This is a genomic window from Amycolatopsis acidiphila (genome assembly GCF_021391495.1).
Taxonomy (GTDB): Bacteria; Actinomycetota; Actinomycetes; order Mycobacteriales; family Pseudonocardiaceae; genus Amycolatopsis_E; species Amycolatopsis_E acidiphila.
This window is the reverse complement of the sequence record NZ_CP090063.1, coordinates 2,291,926-2,310,478: the sequence shown is the minus strand read 5'-3', so window position 1 is coordinate 2,310,478 and position 18,553 is coordinate 2,291,926. Positions and strand designations below refer to the sequence as shown.

The 18,553-nt window shown below is 72.9% G+C and carries 17 protein-coding genes; 3 read left to right on the top strand and 14 right to left on the bottom strand.

The genetic code is table 11. The annotated features are described in order from the left end of the window. Position 1 precedes the first annotated feature (1 nt). The 11 genes from mraY to LWP59_RS11205 all read right to left on the bottom strand — a co-directional run bounded on the left by mraY (position 2) and on the right by LWP59_RS11205 (position 10,717). A complete protein-coding gene (gene mraY, locus LWP59_RS11255; RefSeq protein WP_144639344.1) occupies positions 2–1,066 on the bottom strand; it encodes a phospho-N-acetylmuramoyl-pentapeptide-transferase in 1,065 nt (354 codons plus the stop codon). Then, positions 1,063–2,532 carry a UDP-N-acetylmuramoyl-tripeptide--D-alanyl-D-alanine ligase gene (locus LWP59_RS11250; RefSeq protein ID WP_144639346.1) on the bottom strand — a complete coding sequence of 490 codons (1,470 nt, stop codon included), beginning with the start codon at positions 2,530–2,532 and terminating at the stop codon, positions 1,063–1,065. Before LWP59_RS11250 ends, mraY begins: the two co-directional genes overlap by 4 nt. Continuing rightward, a complete protein-coding gene (locus LWP59_RS11245; protein ID WP_144639348.1) occupies positions 2,529–4,121 on the bottom strand; it encodes a UDP-N-acetylmuramoyl-L-alanyl-D-glutamate--2,6-diaminopimelate ligase in 1,593 nt (530 codons plus the stop codon). Before LWP59_RS11245 ends, LWP59_RS11250 begins: the two co-directional genes overlap by 4 nt. Before the next feature lie 58 nt (positions 4,122–4,179). Further along, on the bottom strand, positions 4,180–6,081 hold the full coding sequence (locus tag LWP59_RS11240) for a peptidoglycan D,D-transpeptidase FtsI family protein (protein ID WP_144639350.1): 1,902 nt from the start codon (positions 6,079–6,081) through the stop codon (positions 4,180–4,182). Next, the gene (locus LWP59_RS11235) at positions 6,081–6,755 is read right to left on the bottom strand and encodes a hypothetical protein (protein WP_144639352.1); all 675 of its coding nucleotides are present in this window, start codon (positions 6,753–6,755) and stop codon (positions 6,081–6,083) included. The genes LWP59_RS11240 and LWP59_RS11235 overlap by 1 nt, the downstream gene beginning before the upstream one ends. After that, a complete protein-coding gene (gene rsmH / locus LWP59_RS11230) occupies positions 6,752–7,705 on the bottom strand; it encodes a 16S rRNA (cytosine(1402)-N(4))-methyltransferase RsmH (protein WP_144639354.1) in 954 nt (317 codons plus the stop codon). The genes LWP59_RS11235 and rsmH overlap by 4 nt, the downstream gene beginning before the upstream one ends. 186 nt (positions 7,706–7,891) lie before the next feature. After that, positions 7,892–8,323, bottom strand: a complete 432-nt coding sequence (mraZ, locus tag LWP59_RS11225; RefSeq protein WP_144639356.1) for a division/cell wall cluster transcriptional repressor MraZ — start codon at positions 8,321–8,323, stop codon at positions 7,892–7,894. A gap of 300 nt (positions 8,324–8,623) precedes the next feature. Continuing rightward, positions 8,624–9,334 (bottom strand): ESX secretion-associated protein EspG, encoded by a 711-nt coding sequence (locus LWP59_RS11220; RefSeq protein WP_144643960.1) that lies wholly within the window; start codon positions 9,332–9,334, stop codon positions 8,624–8,626. Next, positions 9,331–9,822 (bottom strand): PPE domain-containing protein, encoded by a 492-nt coding sequence (locus LWP59_RS11215; RefSeq protein ID WP_144643964.1) that lies wholly within the window; start codon positions 9,820–9,822, stop codon positions 9,331–9,333. Before LWP59_RS11215 ends, LWP59_RS11220 begins: the two co-directional genes overlap by 4 nt. Before the next feature lie 60 nt (positions 9,823–9,882). Continuing rightward, a complete protein-coding gene (locus LWP59_RS11210) occupies positions 9,883–10,374 on the bottom strand; it encodes a DUF3558 family protein (RefSeq protein WP_144643958.1) in 492 nt (163 codons plus the stop codon). Beyond that, positions 10,367–10,717, bottom strand: coding sequence for a hypothetical protein (locus tag LWP59_RS11205; protein ID WP_144643956.1), 351 nt, complete (start codon positions 10,715–10,717; stop codon positions 10,367–10,369). Before LWP59_RS11205 ends, LWP59_RS11210 begins: the two co-directional genes overlap by 8 nt. A 270-nt stretch (positions 10,718–10,987) precedes the next feature. On the opposite strand from LWP59_RS11205, the gene LWP59_RS11200 reads away from it, so the two are divergent. The 3 genes from LWP59_RS11200 to LWP59_RS11190 are packed head-to-tail and all read left to right on the top strand — an operon-like array spanning position 10,988 to position 15,846. Then, positions 10,988–12,073 (top strand): AAA family ATPase, encoded by a 1,086-nt coding sequence (locus LWP59_RS11200; RefSeq protein WP_186383545.1) that lies wholly within the window; start codon positions 10,988–10,990, stop codon positions 12,071–12,073. A gap of 6 nt (positions 12,074–12,079) precedes the next feature. After that, the gene (locus LWP59_RS11195) at positions 12,080–13,354 is read left to right on the top strand and encodes a DUF58 domain-containing protein (RefSeq protein WP_144643954.1); all 1,275 of its coding nucleotides are present in this window, start codon (positions 12,080–12,082) and stop codon (positions 13,352–13,354) included. Beyond that, complete coding sequence (locus LWP59_RS11190; protein ID WP_144643952.1) at positions 13,351–15,846, top strand: transglutaminase TgpA family protein; 2,496 nt, start codon at positions 13,351–13,353, stop codon at positions 15,844–15,846. The genes LWP59_RS11195 and LWP59_RS11190 overlap by 4 nt, the downstream gene beginning before the upstream one ends. A gap of 89 nt (positions 15,847–15,935) precedes the next feature. On the opposite strand, the gene LWP59_RS11185 is transcribed toward LWP59_RS11190, so the two are convergent. The 3 genes from LWP59_RS11185 to LWP59_RS11175 form a co-directional block, all read right to left on the bottom strand. Continuing rightward, on the bottom strand, positions 15,936–16,319 hold the full coding sequence (locus LWP59_RS11185) for a DUF3040 domain-containing protein (RefSeq protein ID WP_144643950.1): 384 nt from the start codon (positions 16,317–16,319) through the stop codon (positions 15,936–15,938). A 182-nt stretch (positions 16,320–16,501) separates the two neighbouring features. Then, a complete protein-coding gene (dinB, locus tag LWP59_RS11180; protein WP_144643948.1) occupies positions 16,502–17,767 on the bottom strand; it encodes a DNA polymerase IV in 1,266 nt (421 codons plus the stop codon). Between the two features lie 11 nt (positions 17,768–17,778). Next, complete coding sequence (locus LWP59_RS11175; RefSeq protein WP_144643946.1) at positions 17,779–18,543, bottom strand: methyltransferase domain-containing protein; 765 nt, start codon at positions 18,541–18,543, stop codon at positions 17,779–17,781. Between the last annotated feature and the right edge of the window lie 10 nt (positions 18,544–18,553).

The following is an 18,553-nucleotide window of genomic DNA, read 5'->3' as shown; positions in this document are numbered from 1 at the left end:
GCTAGCCTCCCGCGCCCAGCTGCTCGCTGTAGAACAGGCCGAGGCCGAACATGCAGCAGATCGCGGCCAGCAGCCAGAACCGGATGATGACCGTGGTCTCCGCCCAGCCCGCGAGCTCGAAGTGGTGGTGGAACGGCGCCATCCGGAACAACCGCCGCCGGGTCGTGCGGAACACCGCAATCTGCAGCACCACCGAGATCATCTCGACCATGAACAGGCCGCCGATGACGATGGCGAGCAGCTCGGTGCGGGTCGTGATGGACAACCCGGCCACCAGCCCGCCCAGCGCCAGCGAGCCGGTGTCCCCCATGAAGATCTTCGCGGGCGCGGCGTTCCACCACAGGAAGCCGACGCAGGCGCCCGCGGCGGCCGCCGCTACCACGGCGAGGTCCAGCGGGTCACGCACGTCGTAGCAGGCGGCCTGCGGGGAGTTCACGCACGAGAGCCGCTCCTGCCAGAACGCGATGACCACGTAGGTGGCCAGCACCATCGCCGAGACCCCGCCGGCGAGCCCGTCCAGGCCGTCGGTGAAGTTCACCGCGTTGGACCAGCCGGAGATCACGATGTAGCAGAACAGCACGAACAGCACCGACGGGAACGTGATCAGCGCCAGGTCCCGCACGTAGGAGAGGTTGCGCGAGGCGGGCGTGAGGCCGTACTTGTCGGCGAAGTTGAGCACCAGGACGCCGAACGCGACCGCGACCACCAGCTGCCCGACCAGCTTCGCGGTCTTGTTCAGCCCCAGGTTGCGCTGCTTGCGGATCTTGATGAAGTCGTCGAGGAAGCCGACCACGCCCAGGCCCACGGCCAGGAACAGCACCAGCAGGCCGGAGACCGAGGGCCGCTGCCAGCTGAACAGGTGCGCCAGGAAGTACCCGGCGACCATGGCCAGGATGATCGCGACGCCGCCCATGGTGGGCGTGCCGCGCTTGGACTTGTGGCCCTGCGGCCCCTCCTCCCGGATCTCCTGGCCGAAGCCCTGCCGGGAGAACACCCGGATCAGGTACGGGGTGAGCAGAATGGAGATCAATAGCCCGATCCCCGCGGCGACCAGAATGCTGATCACGCAACACCATCCTCGAGCAACGCGTTCGCCACCCGCCACAGCTGGGCGAAGTTGGAGGCCTTGACGAGCACGACGTCGCCCGGTTCGAGCTCCGCGCGCAGCAGGGCGGTGGCGGCGTCGGTGTCGGGCACCAGGACGGACTCCTCTCCCCATGACCCTTCGTGGCTGGCGCCGAAATGCATCGGTGCCGCGGCTGAGTCCTCGGAGCCGACGACCACCAGCCTGCCGATGTTGAGCCGGACCGCGAGGCGGCCGATCTCGTCGTGTGCGGTCACGCTATCGGCACCCAGTTCGCCCATCACACCGAGGACCGCCCAGGATCGCCTGCCGCGGCTCATGGACGCCAGGGTCTTGAGCGCGGCGCGCACCGACTCGGGGTTGGCGTTGTAGGAGTCGTTGAGGATGGTGACGCCGTCGGCGCGGGTGACGACCTCCATCCGCCTGGTCGACCGTCGCTCCACAGTGGACAGACGAGTGGCGACCTCGTCCACAGTGGAACCGAGTTCGAGCGCGACCGCCGCGGCCGAGAGCGCGTTGCCCACGTGGTGCTCGCCGTGCAGGCCCAGCGTCACCCGGGCGTCGCCCTTGGCGGTCACCAGGCGGAACGACGGGCGGGCCTGCTCGTCGAGCACGATGTCCTCGGCGCGCACGTCCGCGTCCGGGTGCTCGCCGACGCCGACGACGCGCGCCTTGGTGCGGCTCGCCATCCCCGCGACGAGCGGGTCGTCCAGGTTGAGCACTGCCACGCCGTCCTCGGGCAGGGCCTCCACCAGCTCGCCCTTGGCCTGCGCGATGGCCTCGCGCGAGCCGAACTCGCTCACGTGCGCCGAACCGACGTTGAGCACCACGCCGATGCGCGGCGGCGCCGTCACGGCCAGCTCGGCGATGTGGCCGGGGCCGCGCGCGGACATCTCCAGCACCAGGTGCCGGGTGCTCTCGTCGGCCCGCAGCGCGGTCCACGGGTGGCCCAGCTCGTTGTTGAACGACCCGGGCGGCGCGACCGTCGGGCCCAGCGGCTCCAGCAGCTGCGCGATGAGGTCCTTGGTGGAGGTCTTGCCGGAGGAGCCGGTGACCCCGACGACGGTGAGCCCCTCCGTGGACAGCTGCCGCACGACGTACCGGGCCAGCTTGCCCAGCGCCGCGAGCACGGCCGCCCCGGAGCCGTCGGTGTCGCCGGTGAGGGCGACCGACCGCTCGTGCGCCTGGCCGGCGGGCAGCGGCGGCACGACCACGGCCGGCACGCCGACCGGGCGGGCGGCGAGCACGCCGGCGGCGCCGGCCTCGACCGCCTGGCGGGCGAAGGTGTGGCCGTCGGCCTTCTCGCCCGGCAGGGCGAGGAAGAGACCGCCGGGGCCGATTTTGCGGGAGTCGAACTCCACGCCGCCGCTGACGACGGCCGTGCCGTCGCTGTCGTGCACCGTCCCACCGACGATGCTGGCGATCTCCGCCAGGGTGAGCGAGATCAAGCGGATACTCCTGGTTGTCCCTCGAGCCGGTGCCGGATGGCGGCGGCCAGCTCGTCACGGTCGGAGAAGGGGTGCACCACGCCGCCGGCCTCCTGGCCGGTCTCGTGCCCCTTCCCCGCGATCAGCACCACGTCGCCGGGCTCGGCCAGCTCGACCGCCCTGGTGATGGCGGCGCGCCGGTCCCCGATCTCCAGCACGCGGCCCCCGGCTCGGGCGGCGCGGGCGCCGGTGAGCATCGCGGCGCGGATCAGCGCCGGGTCCTCCGAACGCGGGTTGTCGTCGGTCACGATCAGCACCTCGCTGCGGCGCGCGGCGGCCTCGCCCATCAGCGGGCGCTTGCCGGTGTCACGGTCGCCGCCGCAGCCCAGCACCGTGATGACCCGGTTGCCGGTGCGGGCGCGCAGGGCGTCGAGCGCCTCGGCGACGGCCGCGGGCTTGTGCGCGTAGTCCACGACGGCGGTGAAGTCCTGCCCGAGGTAGACCCGCTCCATCCGGCCGGGCACCTCGACCGCCGCGAGCCCGGCGACGATGTGATCCATCGCGATGCCGGTGGCGTCCAGCACCGCCGCGGCCAGCAGCGCGTTGGCCACGTTGAACGTGCCCGGCAGCGGCAGTTTCGCGCGGACGCTGCGCCCGTCGGGCCCGCGCAGGCTGAAGGACTGCTCACCGGTCGGCGTGGTCTCGATGTCGGTCGCGGTCCAGGCCGCGTCGACGCCGGGCTGGGTGGACACGGTGACCGTGTGCGGCTTGACCAGCGCCTGCCCCCAGGCCGTGTCGATCACCACGACCTCGGTGCTGGACCGGCCGTCGAACAGCAGCGACTTGGCGGCGAAGTACTCCTCCATGTCGCGGTGGAAGTCCAGGTGGTCCTGGGAGAGGTTGGTGAACGCGCCGACGGCGAACCGGGTCCCGTTGACCCGCCCGAGCGCGAGCGCGTGGCTGGAGACCTCCATCGGCACGTGCGTGACGCCCCGCTCCACCATCACCGCGAACAGCGCCTGCAGGTCCGGCGCCTCCGGGGTGGTGAACGCGCTGGCGAGCCGCTCGCCCGCGATCCGGGTCTCGACCGTGCCGATGAGCCCCGTGGTGCTCCCGGCGGCCCGCAGCCCGGAGTCCACGAAGTAGGACGTCGTGGTCTTGCCGGAGGTGCCCGTCACGCCCAGCACGGCGAGCTCCAGCGACGGCTCCCCGTAGATCCAGGCGGCGACCGAGCCGAGGACGGCACGTGGGTCGCTGTGCACCAGGACGGGGACGTCCGCGTCGCGCAGCGCGGGCCGCTCGGCGCCCGCCTCGTCCGTCAGGACCGCGGCCGCGCCCGCCGAGAGCGCGTCGGCGGCGAAGTCCGCCCCGTGCGCCCTGGCGCCCGGCAGCGCCGCGAACAGGTCGCCCGGCACCACGTGCTGGGCCCGCAACGTCGCGCCGGTGACCGTCGTGTCGCCGGGCCACCCGTGCACGTCCGCGATCACCCGCGCGTCGGCGCGGGCGGCCAGCGTGGTGAGCGGAACCGGCTTGATCCGCGCGGGCCGCGGCGGGGCGACCGCCGCCTTGACCGGGCTGTCCGGGACCTGCCCCTCGTTGTTGACCGACACAGGCGGGAAGGTTACCGACGACGCGGTTCGCTCCGGCGAGCCGGTACGCCTTGTGCGCTCACTGATTGATCTGCAACGGCATGTAGGGCGCCGGCTCCGGCGACAGCGGGATCTGGTACCGCTGCGTGAGATACGACGCGAGGTCGTGGAACAGCGGCGCCGCCGAGTGCCCGGCGGGCAGCGTGGTGTCCGGTGCGTCGAGCCGGATGCCGACCACGAACCTCGGGTTGTCGGCGGGCAGGATGCCGGCGAAGGTGATGTTGTACAGCGAATCGCTGTACGCGCCGGTCGCCGGGTTGACCTGCTGGGCGGTGCCCGTCTTGCCGGAGATCTGGTAGCCCTCCAGCGAAGCCGTCGGCGCCGTGCCGCTGTTGCCGTTCTTGCCGGTCTGGGTGACCGCGCGCATCATGTCGCGCACCGTCGTCGCCGTCTGCGGGCTCACCACCTGGACGGTCTGCGGCGCCGGCTCGGGCACCACCGTGCCGTCGGGCCGGATCTCGTCCTTGACGATCCGCGGCTGCACGCGCAGCCCGTTGTTCGCGATCGCCTGGTACATCCCGGTCATCTGCACCACGGTCATGGAAAGCCCCTGCCCGATCGGCAGGTTGCCGAACGTGGTGCCGGTCCAGGTGTTGCGCGGCGGCACCGAGCCGCGGCTCTCACCGGGCAGCCCGAGCCCGGTGCTCTGCCCGATGCCGAACTTCTGCAGGTAGTCCAGGTACCGGTCCGGCCCGACCTGCTGGGCCAGCAGCAGCGTGCCGATGTTCGAGGACTTCGCGAAGATCCCGGTGGTGGTGTACTGCACCGTGCCGTGCGTCCACGCGTCGTGCACCGTGTGGTCGGCGATCTTCAGCGAGCCGGGCACCTGGTTGACCGCCTGCGGGGTCGAGACGCCGGTGTCGATCGCCGCCGTCGCGGTGACGATCTTGTTCACCGAGCCCGGTTCGTACGGCGTGGTCACCGCCGTGTCGTTCATCAGGTCCGGGGTGTAGGTGCTGGGGTCGTTGGGGTCGAACGTGCGGTCGTCCGCGAGCGCGTAGATCTCGCCGGTCTTCGCATCCATGATCACCGCGCTGCCGCCCTTGGCGTGCGACTCCGCGACGTAGTCCGAAAGCTGGCTCTGCAACGCGTACTGCACGTCGGAGTCCAGGGTCAGCACCAGGTCGTTGCCCGCCGTGGCGGACTGCACGTCGCGCTCGGTGCCCGGGATGATCACGCTGTCGTTGCCCGAGGCGGTGTCCGCCACGTACTGGCCCGGCTTGCCCGCCAGGTCGGCGTCGCGGGTCCTCTCGAGCCCGGCGATGCCGTGCAGGTTGTGCTTGGAGACGTCCGGGTCGTCGGTGCGCCAGTTCGCCAGCCCGACCACGTTGGAGGCCAGGGTGTCCCCCGGGTACTCGCGCGCGGCCTGCGTCTCGCTGCCGATCTCGGGGAACTGCTTGGTGATCTCGTCCGCCACCGACGGCTCGACGTCCTTGGCCAGGTAGGTGAAGTCCTGGTTCTTGTGGAAGTCCGCGAGCATCTCGGTCTCGGTGACCTTGCCCGGCAGCTTGGCCGCGATGAACTTCGCGGCGGCGGCGGCGCGGGTCTCGAAGTTCTGGCCCAGTGCCGGGTTCTTCTGCGCGTACTCCGCCCAGCTCTTGCGCATGAGCTTGAGGTTCACCGACAGCGCGCGGGTCTCCACGCTGAAGGCGAGCTTCACGCCGTTGCGGTCCTCGATCGCGCCACGCTTGGCGGGGATGGTGATCGTGGTGGTGCGCTGGCTCTCCGCCTTCGCCGACAGCGCCTCGGCCTGGAAGCCCTGGACCTGCACGAGCTTCAGGCCCGCCACCACGAGCACACCGACGAGAGCGACCCGGACGGCGACGTAGCGCCCCTTCCCGGTGGCCACGCCCGGCCGCCCGGCGACCTGCCGGACCCGCGCGGTGTACGTGCGCCGGCGCGGGCGGCCGCGATGGGGCATCACTGGCCTCCCGCTTGTGCCGACACCACCGGTGGCTGCTGCTCGTCGCCCTGGGCCACGTCACCCTCGATGGGCGCGGTGGTCTGGCCCGCCGGGTTCTGGTTCACCGGCGGCGGGGCCGGGGGCGCGGGCGGCGGTGGCGCCTGGCCGACGGCCTTCTTCGGCTCGCCGACCACGGTGATCGAGCCGTCCGGGTTCTGCACCAGGTGCGCCGGGTTGCCCGCGGGCACCATGCCCAGCGCCTTGGCACGGTTGGCCAGCGAGGACGCCGCCTCAGCCTTGGTCACGCCCTGCTGCAGCTGCTCGGACTGCTCGGCGAGGCTCGCGTTCTCCTGGCGGATCTGCTCGAGCCGGTAGGAGTCCGCGATCGCCTGCGTCGACAGCAGCAGCGTGGTGGCCACCCCGGCGGCGAGCAGCGTCATCACGATCAGCACGAACGACGCGCGGGACTTCGGCCAGCGCAGGCGCAGCTTGCGCGGCTCCCGCTGCGGCTCCTTCTCGTTGCGGCGCAACACGTCCACTCGCTGGGCGCGGCGCGCGTAGGCACGCTCGGCCGCGGTGGTGCGCTGCTGGCCGCCACGGGTGTGGCGCCGCTCGGTGCGGGTCGCCTCCCGCGTCGCGGTGCGCGACGGCGTCTCGGCCGGCTTGCGCCGGGTCCTCGTGGGCGCGGTCATGTGCCCTCCCTGATCCGTTCCGCCGCGCGCAGCCGCACGGAGGCGGCCCGCGGGTTGTGCTCGATCTCGGTCTCGTCGGCCTTCTCGGCCCCTCGGGTCAGCAGCTTCAGCTCGGGCCCGTGGCCGGGCAGCTCGACCGGCAGCCCCGGGGGCGTCCGCGACCTGGCCAGCTCGGCGATGGCCTGCTTCACGATCCGGTCCTCCAGCGACTGGTAGGACTCCACGACGATCCGGCCGCCGACGGAAAGCGCCGCCAGCGCGGCGGGGATCGCGTTCCGCAGCACCTCGAGCTCCCCGTTGACCTCGATGCGCAGCGCCTGGAAGGTGCGCTTGGCCGGGTGGCCGCCGGTTCGCCTGCTCGCCGCGGGCACGGCGTCGTAGAGCAGCCGCACCAGCCGCTCGCTGCGCTCGAACGGCGCACGTTCCCGTTCCGCCACCACGGCTTTGACGATCCGCTGGGCGAACCGCTCCTCGCCGTACTCGCGCAGGATGCGCACCAGCTCACCCGGCGGATAGGTGTTCAGGACGTCCGCGGCGGTGGGCCCGGTGGTCGGGTCCATCCGCATGTCGAGCGGCGCGTCGCGGGCGTAGGCGAACCCGCGGTCGGCCAGGTCGAGCTGCATGGACGAGACGCCGAGGTCGAACAGCACGGCATCCACAGTGGACAGACCGAGGTCGTCGAGCGCCTCGGGCAGCCGGTCGTAGACCGCGTGCACGAACTCGACGCGATCCCCGTGGCGCGCCAGCCTTTCCCGCGACCGCTCCAGGGCGTTGGGGTCGCGGTCGAGCGCGATCAGCCGGAGCTGCGGGTGGGCGGAGAGCAGGGCGTCGGCGTGGCCGCCGAGGCCGACGGTGGCATCGACCAGCACCGCGGGGCGGTCGGCGAGGGCGGGAGCGAGCAGTTCGAGCACACGCTCGAGCAGCACCGGCACGTGTTCGGCCACAACCACCCCCTTTTCCCGCCGTACAGAAGAATCGGATGCCGTCAGGTCCCCGCCCGCCCGCTGCGAACCTGGTGCCGGGGAAGGTGCACCAGGGCCACTGAGCGGACAGAGGCCTCACGGCATCCGAGTCCAAGTCGTCCTCACGCCGGGACCCACACCCCCCGACGGCATGGGTACCGGCTCACCGCACGTCTAGAACACGCCCGGCAGAACCTCTTCCTGTGCCTTCGCGTAGCTGTCCTCGTGCTCCTCCAGGTAGGCCTGCCACGCCTGGGCGTCCCAGATCTCCAACCTGGTGATCGCGCCGATCACCACGCACTCCTTGTTGAGCCCGGCGTAGCGCCGCAGCTCGGGCGCGACCGCGATGCGCCCCTGCCCGTCCGGGCGTTGCTCGTCGGTTCCGGCGAACAGATAGCGCTGATAGGCGCGCACCGCTTCGTTGGTGAACGGCGCTTCGGCGACCTTGCGGGCCATCTGCTCGAACTCGGCACGCGGGAAGACGTAGAGACAGTGGTCTTGTCCCTTGGTGACCATCAGCCCACCTGCCAGCGCGTCGCGAAACTTCGCGGGCAGCGCGAGCCGCCCCTTGTCGTCCAGTTTCGGGGTGTGGGTACCGAGGAACACCGGCCCCACCTCCCACGGGGCCTCCCTTCCGCCCCACTGCGCACCACGGTACCCCACTTTTCACCACAGTCAACGCCGGCGATCCCCCCTTCCGAGCGAACCTCGCCACGTTTCCGCAGGTGAATGCGGGTGGTGCCAGGTGGGGGAAAGGTGGGGGGCGAACGGCACCCCCTCCCCCGCGCCGGGGGTAGCCGCCGCCCGGACGAGCACCGGACGAGGCCTTTTCGGGCGGTGGGGGCAGGAGCGGGGCGCCGCGTGGGGGGCGGTGGGGAATGGGGTGGGGCGGAGTGGGCGAAGGGCTCAGCCCAGCAGATCGGCCAGCCGGGCGGTGACCCGCGCCGGGTCGGCGGGGGTCAGGGTCAGCCACTCCTCGCCGCCCCGGCCGGGCGCGACCGTCCCGCAGTACGCGCCCGCGTCCGTGGTGAACCAGCTGAGGCCGCCGGCCCGGCGCACCCGGGCGCCGTCGCGGACCCGGATCGAGAACTGCCCAGCCCCCAGCACCGGCCGCGCCTGGATCGCCCGGATCTCCGCCAGCTGCTTCGCCACCGCGGCCGAGGCCTCGCCGCTCAGCGCGGACGCCGGCACGCTCACCCCGAACCCGGGACCCGGCTCGAACGGCGGCAGCAACCCGACCACGGCGGAGCACAGCTCGGTGTCCCGGATCGTCGACAACCCGATGGTCCGGCTCGGCTGCGCCGCCAGCACCGCGCGCTTCCCGCCCGCCGCGGCCACCGCGCGCAACGGCACGTCGTCGTCGAGGGACGGCAGCGCCTCACACTCCACGTACACCTCGGCCCCCGCCAGTGTCTCCAGTCGCGCGACCAGTGCCTGGTCCACCCGGCCGCCGGCGCACAGCCCGCGCTCGGCGAGGTTCTGGTACACCGCCTCCCGGATCTCGGCGCGCTCCCGCTCGGTCCCGCCGACGCTGTGCACGTCGAGCGGCACCGGCGCGGGCGGCAGCCCCAGGTCGTGCCAGAGGATGTCGAACGCCGAGGCCGAGACCTGGATCAAGACAGCTCCGGCAGCGCCTCGAACGACCGCGACGGCACGGCGGCCCGCAGCGCCCCGTCCCGCGCGTTCATCACGTCGATCGCCTTGCGCCGGGCCGCCTCCGACGCCGCCCGCCGGGAGGCCATCGCGTCGGAGAGCCCGATCAGCGCGACCACGTCCCCGGCCGCCTCGCGGATCATCGCCACCGGGTCGTACGGCACCGGCGGCGGCATCTCGGCCCTGGCCCGGGCGGCGATCCCGGCCTGCTCCCGCACCGCGGCCGCGAGCTCGAACGAGACCCCGGTCGCCTGCTCCGACCACGCCGAGGCCCGCCCGAGCGCCGCACGCACCGCGTCCCCGCCCGGGCCCTGCCACGCCTCCTGGCTGCGGTCGGCCATCGACGACAACAGCTCCATCGACTCCTGTAGCCGCGCGCCGAGACCGGCCCACTGCTCGCCGACCTGCCCCGCCGCGGCGGGGTCGTTGCCCGCGGCCACCTCGGCCGCCATCTCCTCGTGCGTGCAGGACTCGTACCTGCGCACCGGTTCCGGAACTCCCACGGCTCTCCCCTACGGCAGCTTCGGCTCGACCAGCTGCGCCACCGTGGTGGCGCGCCGGCAGGCCAGGTTCGTGTCACGGAAGCTCGCATTGGTGACGTCCACCTGCACGCTGGCCTTCGCCCCCGCCGGCAGCAGCACGGCACACGCCCCGTCGCCGGGCACCTTCGTCGCCTGGTGCCGCCCGACCATGAGCGGCGTGCCGCCGTCGACCTTCAGGTCATCTACGGCGGCGGTGTCGTCGAGCGTGACCGTCAGGCCGAACATGCCCGACTCGGTCCAGTCGCACGCCCGCGCCGTCCCGATCGTCTTGTCCTCGCCCAGCGACGTCAGCCCCGCGCTCGAGCGGTCCACGGAGGAGAGCAGATCACACGGTGCGAGCGCGGCGAGACCGGTCTTCGCCGCCGGGGTGGGCGAGGCCGGCGGGGGCGCGGCGGCCTGGGCTCCGCAGCCGGCCAGCAGCCAGCCCGCGACGAGCACCAGCCCGGCGAGGGGCCTAACCACCACTGCAGTCGACGCCGTCGGCCGCGTCGTCGTCGGTGTCCCGGTAGCGCTGCAGCGCCTTCTGGATGTCGCCCTTGAGCTTGTCCAGCTGGCGGCCGAAGCGGGTGAGCTGGTCGGCCGCCGAGCCGGGGCCGTCGATGCCGTAGCGGGCCATGAACTCGCCGATTTCCGCCGCGTAGCCGCCGCCGAGCGGCACCGTCCGGCCCAGCACGTTCGCCTCGCGCACCATTTCGCCGACCACGTCCTGCAGCTGCGTGAGCTGCGTGAACGCGGCTGTCGCGAGTTCGGGGGACACCGCGAACGCACCCGCGTCCACACTCGGTGCCGCCTTCGTCTCGACCATCGCGCCTCTCCGTAGTCGGCCGGATCCTCACCGCAGCATAGAGGGTGCCGGGGCAAAAGCGCAGCACCCGGCAATATGAGGGGTCGCTCACGAGGTTGGCGGGAGTTTGACACACTTGGTGGCAGGCTGGGTGTCAGCCGAGCAGCATCGGAAGGCTCGACGGAGCCGCCGGAACCCGTCTGTGAGACGCTTCCGCGCCACCACTCATTCGGGGGCGTGCGGATCACGCCGCATCGAGCACGCAAAGAGGCTCCACCACCAGGAGGTCGAGTGACGTCGAGGACACAGCCCGCGACGCCTGGCGAATACACCGGCGAGCAGGGCCCGGGGCAAGCGCCGTACTACCCGTCCGGCGCGACCGCCTACAACGGTCACCCGACCGTCTCCCTCGACGAGCTGCACGACACGATGCGCCGGATCGCCGGCAACGTCGAACGCGTGCTCGTCGGGAAACCGGACGTGGTGCGCATCGCACTCGTCACCCTGCTGGCCGAAGGGCACCTCCTGGTCGAGGACGTGCCCGGTGTCGGCAAGACGTCGCTGGCCAAGGCGCTCGCGCGGTCGATCGACTGCACCGTGAGCCGCATCCAGTTCACCCCCGACCTGCTGCCCAGCGACGTCACCGGGGTGTCGATCTACAACCGGCAGACCGGCGGGTTCGAGTTCCGGCCCGGCCCGGTGTTCGCGAACATCGTGGTCGGCGACGAGATCAACCGCGCCTCGCCGAAGACGCAGTCCGCGCTCCTGGAGTGCATGGAGGAGCAGCAGGTCACGGTCGACACCTCGACCTACACCCTCGACGACCCCTTCATGGTCATCGCCACGCAGAACCCGATCGAGATGGAGGGCACCTACGCCCTGCCCGAGGCGCAGCGCGACCGCTTCACCGCGCGCGTCTCGATCGGCTACCCCGACCAGCAGGCCGAGCTGGCCATGGTCGACGAGCACTCGGGCCACAACCCGCTGCACGAGCTGGAGCCGGTGTCCGACGCCGCCACCGTGGTCCGGCTGATCCACCTGGTGCGCCGCGTGCACATGGCCCCCGAGGTGCGCCGTTACGCCGTGGACATCGTCGCCGCGACCCGTCAGGTGCCGGAGATCCGGCTCGGCGGGTCCCCTCGCTCGACGCTGCAGTTGGTGCGCGCCGCCCGCGCCCAGGCCGCGCTCTCGGGACGCGACTACGTCGTCCCGGACGACCTGCACGCCGTGGCGATCCCGGTGCTCGCGCACCGGCTCGTGCTGACCACCGAGGCGCACGCCGCCCGCCGGTCGGCCACCGACGTGGTCCGCGCGGTGCTGCACCGGGTGCCGGTGCCGCAGGGCGGACCCGCGGTCAACGGCCAGGCCCGCCGGTAGCCGGCGATGCTGCGGTCGCTGTCGGGGCTGACCACACGGGGCCGCTGCCTGCTGGCCGCGGGCGTCGCGGCCGCGGTGTGCGCGGTGGTGCTCAACGAGCGCGATCTGCTGCGGGTCGCCGTGTTCGTGATCGCCCTGCCACTGGTGGTGGCCGTGTTCATCGCGGCGTCGCGGGTGCGCATCGGCGCCTCGCGCCGGATGCTGCCCGACCGGGTCGCCGTCGGTTCGAACAGTGAGGTCGAGCTGGCGCTGTGGCGCAACGGGAAGCTGCCTGCCGGTGAGGTGCTGCTCGAGGACGGCGTGCCGTACGCGCTGGGCTCGCGGCCGCGGTTCGTGGTCGAGCGGCTGCCGCACGGCCGGGTCGTGGCCCTGCGCTACCCGATCCAGCCGACGCTGCGCGGGATCCAGCAGGTCGGCCCGCTGCGCGCGACGCTGACCGACCCGTTCGGGCTGTGCGAGTTCGACCGCGAGCTGATCGGGCACAGCCGGCTGGTCGTGGTCCCGCGCGTGGTGGCGTTGTGGGGCCTGCCCAGCGGTGCCGGGATCGGCGCCGGCGACGACGGCAGCGTCCGGCTGCACGCCGGCCAGGGCGAGACCGACGTGGTCGTGCGGCACTACCGCCAGGGCGACGACCTGCGCAAGGTGCACTGGCGCTCGACGGCCCGCCGGGACGAGATCATGGTCCGCGTCGAGGAGCGCCCGTGGCGCGGCGGCACGACCGTGCTGCTGGACCACCGCGCGGCCGCGCACCACGGCACCGGGCCGACGGCCAGCCTCGAATGGGCCATCTCCTTCGCCGCCAGTGTGTGCCTGCACGTCCGCAAGGCCGGGCACCGGGTGCGGCTGGTCAGCGAGCACGGCAAGGTCCTCGCCGACGCGCCGGGCGACGGCGGCGAGGGCTACGACAACCTCATCCTGGACGCGCTGGCCGCACTGCAGCCCGCGCACCAGCGGGACCTCACCACCGGGCACGACCCGGCCGAGGGGCAGGAGCTGATCGCGATCCTGGGCACGGTGAGCAACGAGGCGGTGCACGAGCTGGCCCGCTACCGGCCGCGCGGCATCCGCAGCCTCGCGGTGCTGCTGGACACGCCGGCCTTCGCCAGCGGGATCTCCGTGCCGGAGAAGCGCGCGGCGGCCACCGAGGAGTCGGCCACGCTGCTGCGGGCCGCGGGCTGGGGCGTCGTGATCGCCGACCCCGCGACGCCGATGCCGCAGGTCTGGGGCGAGCTGTGCCGCACGGGCTCCGGCCGCGGCGTGCTGATCGGGGGTTCGCTGTGACGAGCACGCTGCCTCGTCCCGGCGTCGCTCCCCCGTCGCCGGGCCGCCCGGAGCTGCACACCCCCACGAAGCGCTACGTCCAGCCGCCGCCCGCGTGGCGCAGCTCGGTGCTCGCGCCGGTCGCCGCGGGCGTGGCGACGCTGTGCGCGTCGACCTCGCTGACCGGTGTCGTCGGCGGCGTGAGCTGGCTCGGCTACGTCGCGGTCACCGTGGTGCTGGTGGCCTGCACCGGCCTCGCGCTCCGCTCCATCCGCACACCGACACCGCTGGTCGGGCTGGCGCAGCTCGTCGTGCTCCTGCTGCTGATCACCGGCGTGTTCACCGGCAGCGGCATCCTGGCGATCATCCCCGGCCCGGCGGCCTTCACCGAGCTGAACGACGTGCTCGTCTCGGCCTTCGACCAGATCCGCACCGGCCTGCCGCCGGTCGACCCCACGCCGCCGATCCTGTGCCTGGTCACCATCGCGATGGGCATGGTCGCGGTGCTGGTCGACACCCTCGCGGTCGCGGCGTCCGCGCCGGCCGCGACGGGCCTGGTGCTGCTGTGCGTGTACGCGGTCCCGGCGTCGCTGTCGGACACCATGCTCCCCTGGTGGACGTTCCTGCTGGGTGCCTCGGCCTTCGCCGGGCTGCTCGCGGTGGACGGGAACCACCGGCACCGCCGCTGGCGCAACCGGGACGCGCCCGGCATGGGCGCGTCGCCCTCCGCCGCGGCCGCCCCCGTCGCGGTGTTGGCGCTGGCGCTGGTGTGCGGTCTGGTCGCGGGCACGACGGTCACCGCCGTCGGCACGGTCGGGCGGCTGCCGGGCAGCGGCCGCAGCGGTCAGGGCGCGGGCTCGGGCGGACTGGGCGTCAACCCGTTCACGTCGCTGCGCGGGATGCTCGACCAGGGCAGCACGGTGGACCTGTTCCGGGTGCGCGGCCTCGGCAACGACAAGCGGCTGCTGCGTGCCTTCACGCTGGACACCTACCGGCCCAACCAGGGCTGGAGCCTGCCGGACGGCCCGATGCCCGCCGGCTACCCGGCCAACCAGACGCTGCCCGCCGCGCCGGGCGACGACGGCACCGGCGAGTCGCGGCAGATCCAGATCGAGCCGGTGAACTGGGTGGACGTGTGGCTGCCGGTCTACGGCGCGCTGCGCGGACTGCAGGGCGTGGACCAGGGCTGGTACTACGACCCGGGCGGCGGCGCGGTGTTCAGCGAGCGCAAGCAGCACGTGCAGCCCTACACCGAGATCACCTCGCTGGCCGAGCCGTCAAAGGACCAGCTCGAGTCGGCCCCGGACCGCACCGCGTCGGTCCCGGCGGCCTACACCCAGATCAACGGCGTGGACCCGCGGGTCGTCGCGCTGACCCAGCAGCTGACCGCGGGCGCGTCGACGACGTTCGACAAGGCGAGCGCGATCTGGCGGTACTTCACCGCGGAGAACGGCTTCACCTACGACACCCGCACGGCGGCCGCGACGGACTCCGACGCGCTGGCCGACTTCCTGCTCAAGGGCAAGCGCGGGTTCTGCGAGCAGTTCGCCTCCGCGATGGCGGTCATGCTTCGCGTGCTGGGCATCCCGACGCGGGTGGCGGTCGGCTTCACCACCGGTTACACCGACGGCGACTACCGGATGATCACCTCGCAGGACGCGCACGCGTGGGTCGAGGTCTACTTCGGTCAGGACCTCGGCTGGGTCAGCTTCGACCCGACACCGCGCTCGGACGGGCGCGGCTACGTGCCGCCGTACCTGCAGTCGGGCAGCTCGCCGAGCGACCCGTCGGCCACGGACAGCCAGGAGGTGCCCAGCGTCTCCACCACGCACGTGGCGCCGACCGGGGCGCCGAACGCGCAGGACGACGGCACGGGCGCGAACGGCGGCCAGCAGGCGGCGGGCCCCGGCTCGGCGCCCGGCTGGACCGGCTGGGGCGCGCTCGCGCTGGTGCTGCTGGCGGTGGCGCTGACCATCGGGGCGTTCCTCGCGCCCAAGCTCGCACGCCGGCACCGGATCCGCTGGCTGCCCCTGGCGGCGGCCGGGGCGTGGCTGGTGGCCGTGCTGCTGAGCGCGTGGCTGATCCACTGGTCGCTCGCGCTGATCCTGCTGGTGCTCGCCGCGGCGGCGCTGGCGCCCGCGGTCGTACGGGAGGTCCATCGGCGACGGCGCTGGCGGGCGATCACGGGCGCCGCGCCCGGTGCGGCGGATGCCGCGTGGGCGGAGCTGCTGGACGAGTGCGCGGACCGCGGGCTGCCGATCCCGACGTCGGACACCGTCCGGGCGGCGGCGCAGAAGGTCGCGCAGCAGCACCATCTGGACGACAGTGGTCAGGAAGACCTGCGGACCGTGGTCGGCGTCGTGGAGCGCTCCTGGTACTCACCGGGCGGCGGCGCGGAGGACCCACAGTTCGCCCCGGCGTTCGAGGGCGTGCGGGCGAGCCTGCACCGCAACGCCCCGATGTCCTGGCGCGGACGCCTCTTCCCACGGTCGATCTTCCGGCGGAACCGGTAGGCACGCGGCGGTTCGGGGTTCAGGCCCCGACGTGATCAAGGGCAAGAGAAAGGCGAGCGCTCCGCGCGAGCGCTCGCCTCCCAGTCTCTCTACTGCTCTTCGAAGCGCTGGCGGAAGCGTTCTTCCATGCGCTGGGTGAACGAGCTCTTGGCCTTCCCCGGCCCGCTCTTGCCCCCCTTGGCGCCCGCCGGGCCGCGGCCCGACATCACGGCCAGCACCACCCCGAAGAACATCACGAGGAATCCGAGCACGCTGGCGAGCGGGATCTCGGCGACCCACAGCGCCCTGACCATCACGCCCACCACGAGCAGCGCGACTCCGACTACGAACAGCGCGATCCCCTGGATTCGACGGCGGCGTGCGGGCCGGCGGAACCGGGCACCGCGCACCGTGGACGCGAACTTGGGGTCCTCGGCATAGAGCTCGCGCTCGATCTGGTCGAGCAGCCGCTGCTCATGCTCGGAGAGTGGCATCTTTCCTCCTCCGGCACAGCTGTCGCGGGCGCCGGGCCGCGCAACGTCCTGGACCCAACAATCACACCCCGACCGGGGTGTCTCTGTCCAGGATACGAGTCCTGCGCGCGGACGACTACCCGATCCCGCTCCGAAGCTGTGCCCCGTTCGGCTCATCTGTGTTTTTCGTGCACGCTTTCCTGTCACGTCGGGCTGTGCCGCCGCGGTTCACCCGGGCCGGGCGACAGCAGCGAAGCCGGCCGGACGGCTCCCGCGCCGAACTTCGACCGGGCGACGTCCGCCGCCACCTCGGCGTCCCGCCAGCGCGGCTCCGCCCGTTCGAAGGTCAGCTGCTCGGGAGCGTCGGCTCCGGACAGTCCTTCGACCCGCACTCCGAGTAACCGGATCTCCGCGCCCGAAACCGCTTCCGTCAGCAACGCGACCGCCGTCGAGTGAATGACCCGCGCGACATCGGTGGCGGAGGCGAGGGTACGGGCTCTGGTGATCGTCCGAAAGTCCGCGAACCGGACCTTGATCGACACCGTCCGCCCGCGGACCTCCCGCGCCCGCAGGCTCGCCGCGACGCGTTCGGACAGCCGCAGCAGCTCCCGTTCGAGCAGCCGTGGGTCGCGCTGGTCGGTGTCGAAGGTGTGCTCCGCCCCGATCGACTTGTCCGGGCTGTCGACGACCACGCCTCGCTCGTCCTGACCGTGGGCCAGCGCGTACAGGTGCTCGGCCGCGGCGTTGCCGACCGCGCGCCGCAGGCGGGGCAGCGGCGCGGCCGCCACCTCCGCGATCGTGGTGAGCCCGAGCCGCCGCAGGCTCTCCTCCGTGCGCTGCCCCACGCCCCACAGCGCGGAGATCGGCAGCGGGTGCAGGAACGCCAGGGTCTGCTCCACCGGCACCACCAGAACCCCGTCCGGCTTGGCCATCCCGGAGGCGAGCTTGGCGACGAACTTGACCCCGGCGACCCCGACCGAGCAGGTGATGCCGTGCTCGGCCCGGACCCGGCGGCGGATCCCGGCGGCCAGCTCCACCGGGGTGGCCTTGAGCCGCCGCAGCGCGCCGCTGACGTCCAGGAACGCCTCGTCCAGGCTCATCGGCTCGACCAGCGGGGTCAGGTCGCGGAAGATCGCCATCACGCCGCGGGAGACCTCGCCGTAGAGCCCGTGGGTGGGCGGGATGAACACCGCCTGCGGGCACAGCCGCCGCGCGACGGCCGCGGGCATCGCCGCGCGGACGCCGTACTCGCGCGCCGGGTAGTTCGCCGAGGTGACCACCGAGCGCGGACCGCTGCCGGCGACGACCACCGGCTTGTCGACCAGCTCGGGCCGGGTGCGCAGCTCCACGGCCGCGAAGAACGCGTCCATGTCGACGTGCAGCAGCCCGCAGCCGGAGTCGTCGGGCACGTGCTGCGCCGACACCCGGAACCGTTCGTAGCCGGCGGGCAGGCCGGAGTTTCTCCCCATCGAGGCAGAGCCTACGGGGCCCCACCGACAGTTCCGGGTTTCCGGGCCAGCACGTGCAGCCGGGTCGCGATGTCCCGCAGCGGCGATACGACGCTCGCGGCAGTCTCGAACTCCGTCAGCTCGTCGCCGCTGAACTGCGCGGACTCCACCTCGCCCAGCGAATCGGACACCACGCCGTCGCCCTGCAGGAGCGCGATGTCCAGGCCGGCCGCTTCCAGCAGGGTCTGCAGGCCCACGCTGTCGAACCGGCGCAGGAGGCTCTCCCCGTCGTCGGGCAGGACGCCGTTCGCGCCGGTCAGCAGGTGCCGCGCCGCGGCAAGGCGGCCGGCGAGCGCGCGGTGCAGCACGGCCGCGAAGCGGTTCGCGGCAAGCACCGACACCGCCCCGCCCGGAGCGACGGCGGCGGCCAGTGCGGTGGCCGCGCGGTTCGGGTCGTCGACGATCTCCAGCAGCCCGTGCGCCAGGACCAGGTCGCCCGACCCGGCCCGCACGCACTCGCTGAGCGCGTCCGTGTCGTCGGCCACCACGACGATCCGGTCGGCGACCTCGGTCTCCTGCGCGCGGCGGCGCAGGGTGGCCAGTGCGTTCTGGTTCGGCTCGACGACGGTCACCACGCAGCCGGCGGCCGCCAGCGGCACCGCCCACACCCCGGTCCCGCCGCCGACGTCGACGACGTGGGGCTCGGCCGTGCCCTGCGCCCGGACCCGGGCCACCTCGTCCTCGAGTACCCGCCAGACCGCGCTCGAGCCGCGTGCCGCCCCGATCTCCGTTCGCATGGGAGAACAG

Bases quoted from the DNA above. Each gene is read 5' to 3' on its own strand.
- LWP59_RS11240 (WP_144639350.1), bottom strand. From the start codon at position 6,081: ATGCCCCATCGCGGCCGCCCGCGCCGGCGCACGTACACCGCGCGGGTC.
- LWP59_RS11235 (WP_144639352.1), bottom strand. From the start codon at position 6,755: ATGACCGCGCCCACGAGGACCCGGCGCAAGCCGGCCGAGACGCCGTCG.
- LWP59_RS11215 (WP_144643964.1), bottom strand. From the start codon at position 9,822: ATGGCGGCCGAGGTGGCCGCGGGCAACGACCCCGCCGCGGCGGGGCAG.
- LWP59_RS11205 (WP_144643956.1), bottom strand. From the start codon at position 10,717: ATGGTCGAGACGAAGGCGGCACCGAGTGTGGACGCGGGTGCGTTCGCG.
- LWP59_RS11195 (WP_144643954.1), top strand. From the start codon at position 12,080: ATGCTGCGGTCGCTGTCGGGGCTGACCACACGGGGCCGCTGCCTGCTG.
- LWP59_RS11185 (WP_144643950.1), bottom strand. From the start codon at position 16,319: ATGCCACTCTCCGAGCATGAGCAGCGGCTGCTCGACCAGATCGAGCGC.
- dinB (WP_144643948.1), bottom strand. From the start codon at position 17,767: ATGGGGAGAAACTCCGGCCTGCCCGCCGGCTACGAACGGTTCCGGGTG.
- LWP59_RS11175 (WP_144643946.1), bottom strand. From the start codon at position 18,543: ATGCGAACGGAGATCGGGGCGGCACGCGGCTCGAGCGCGGTCTGGCGG.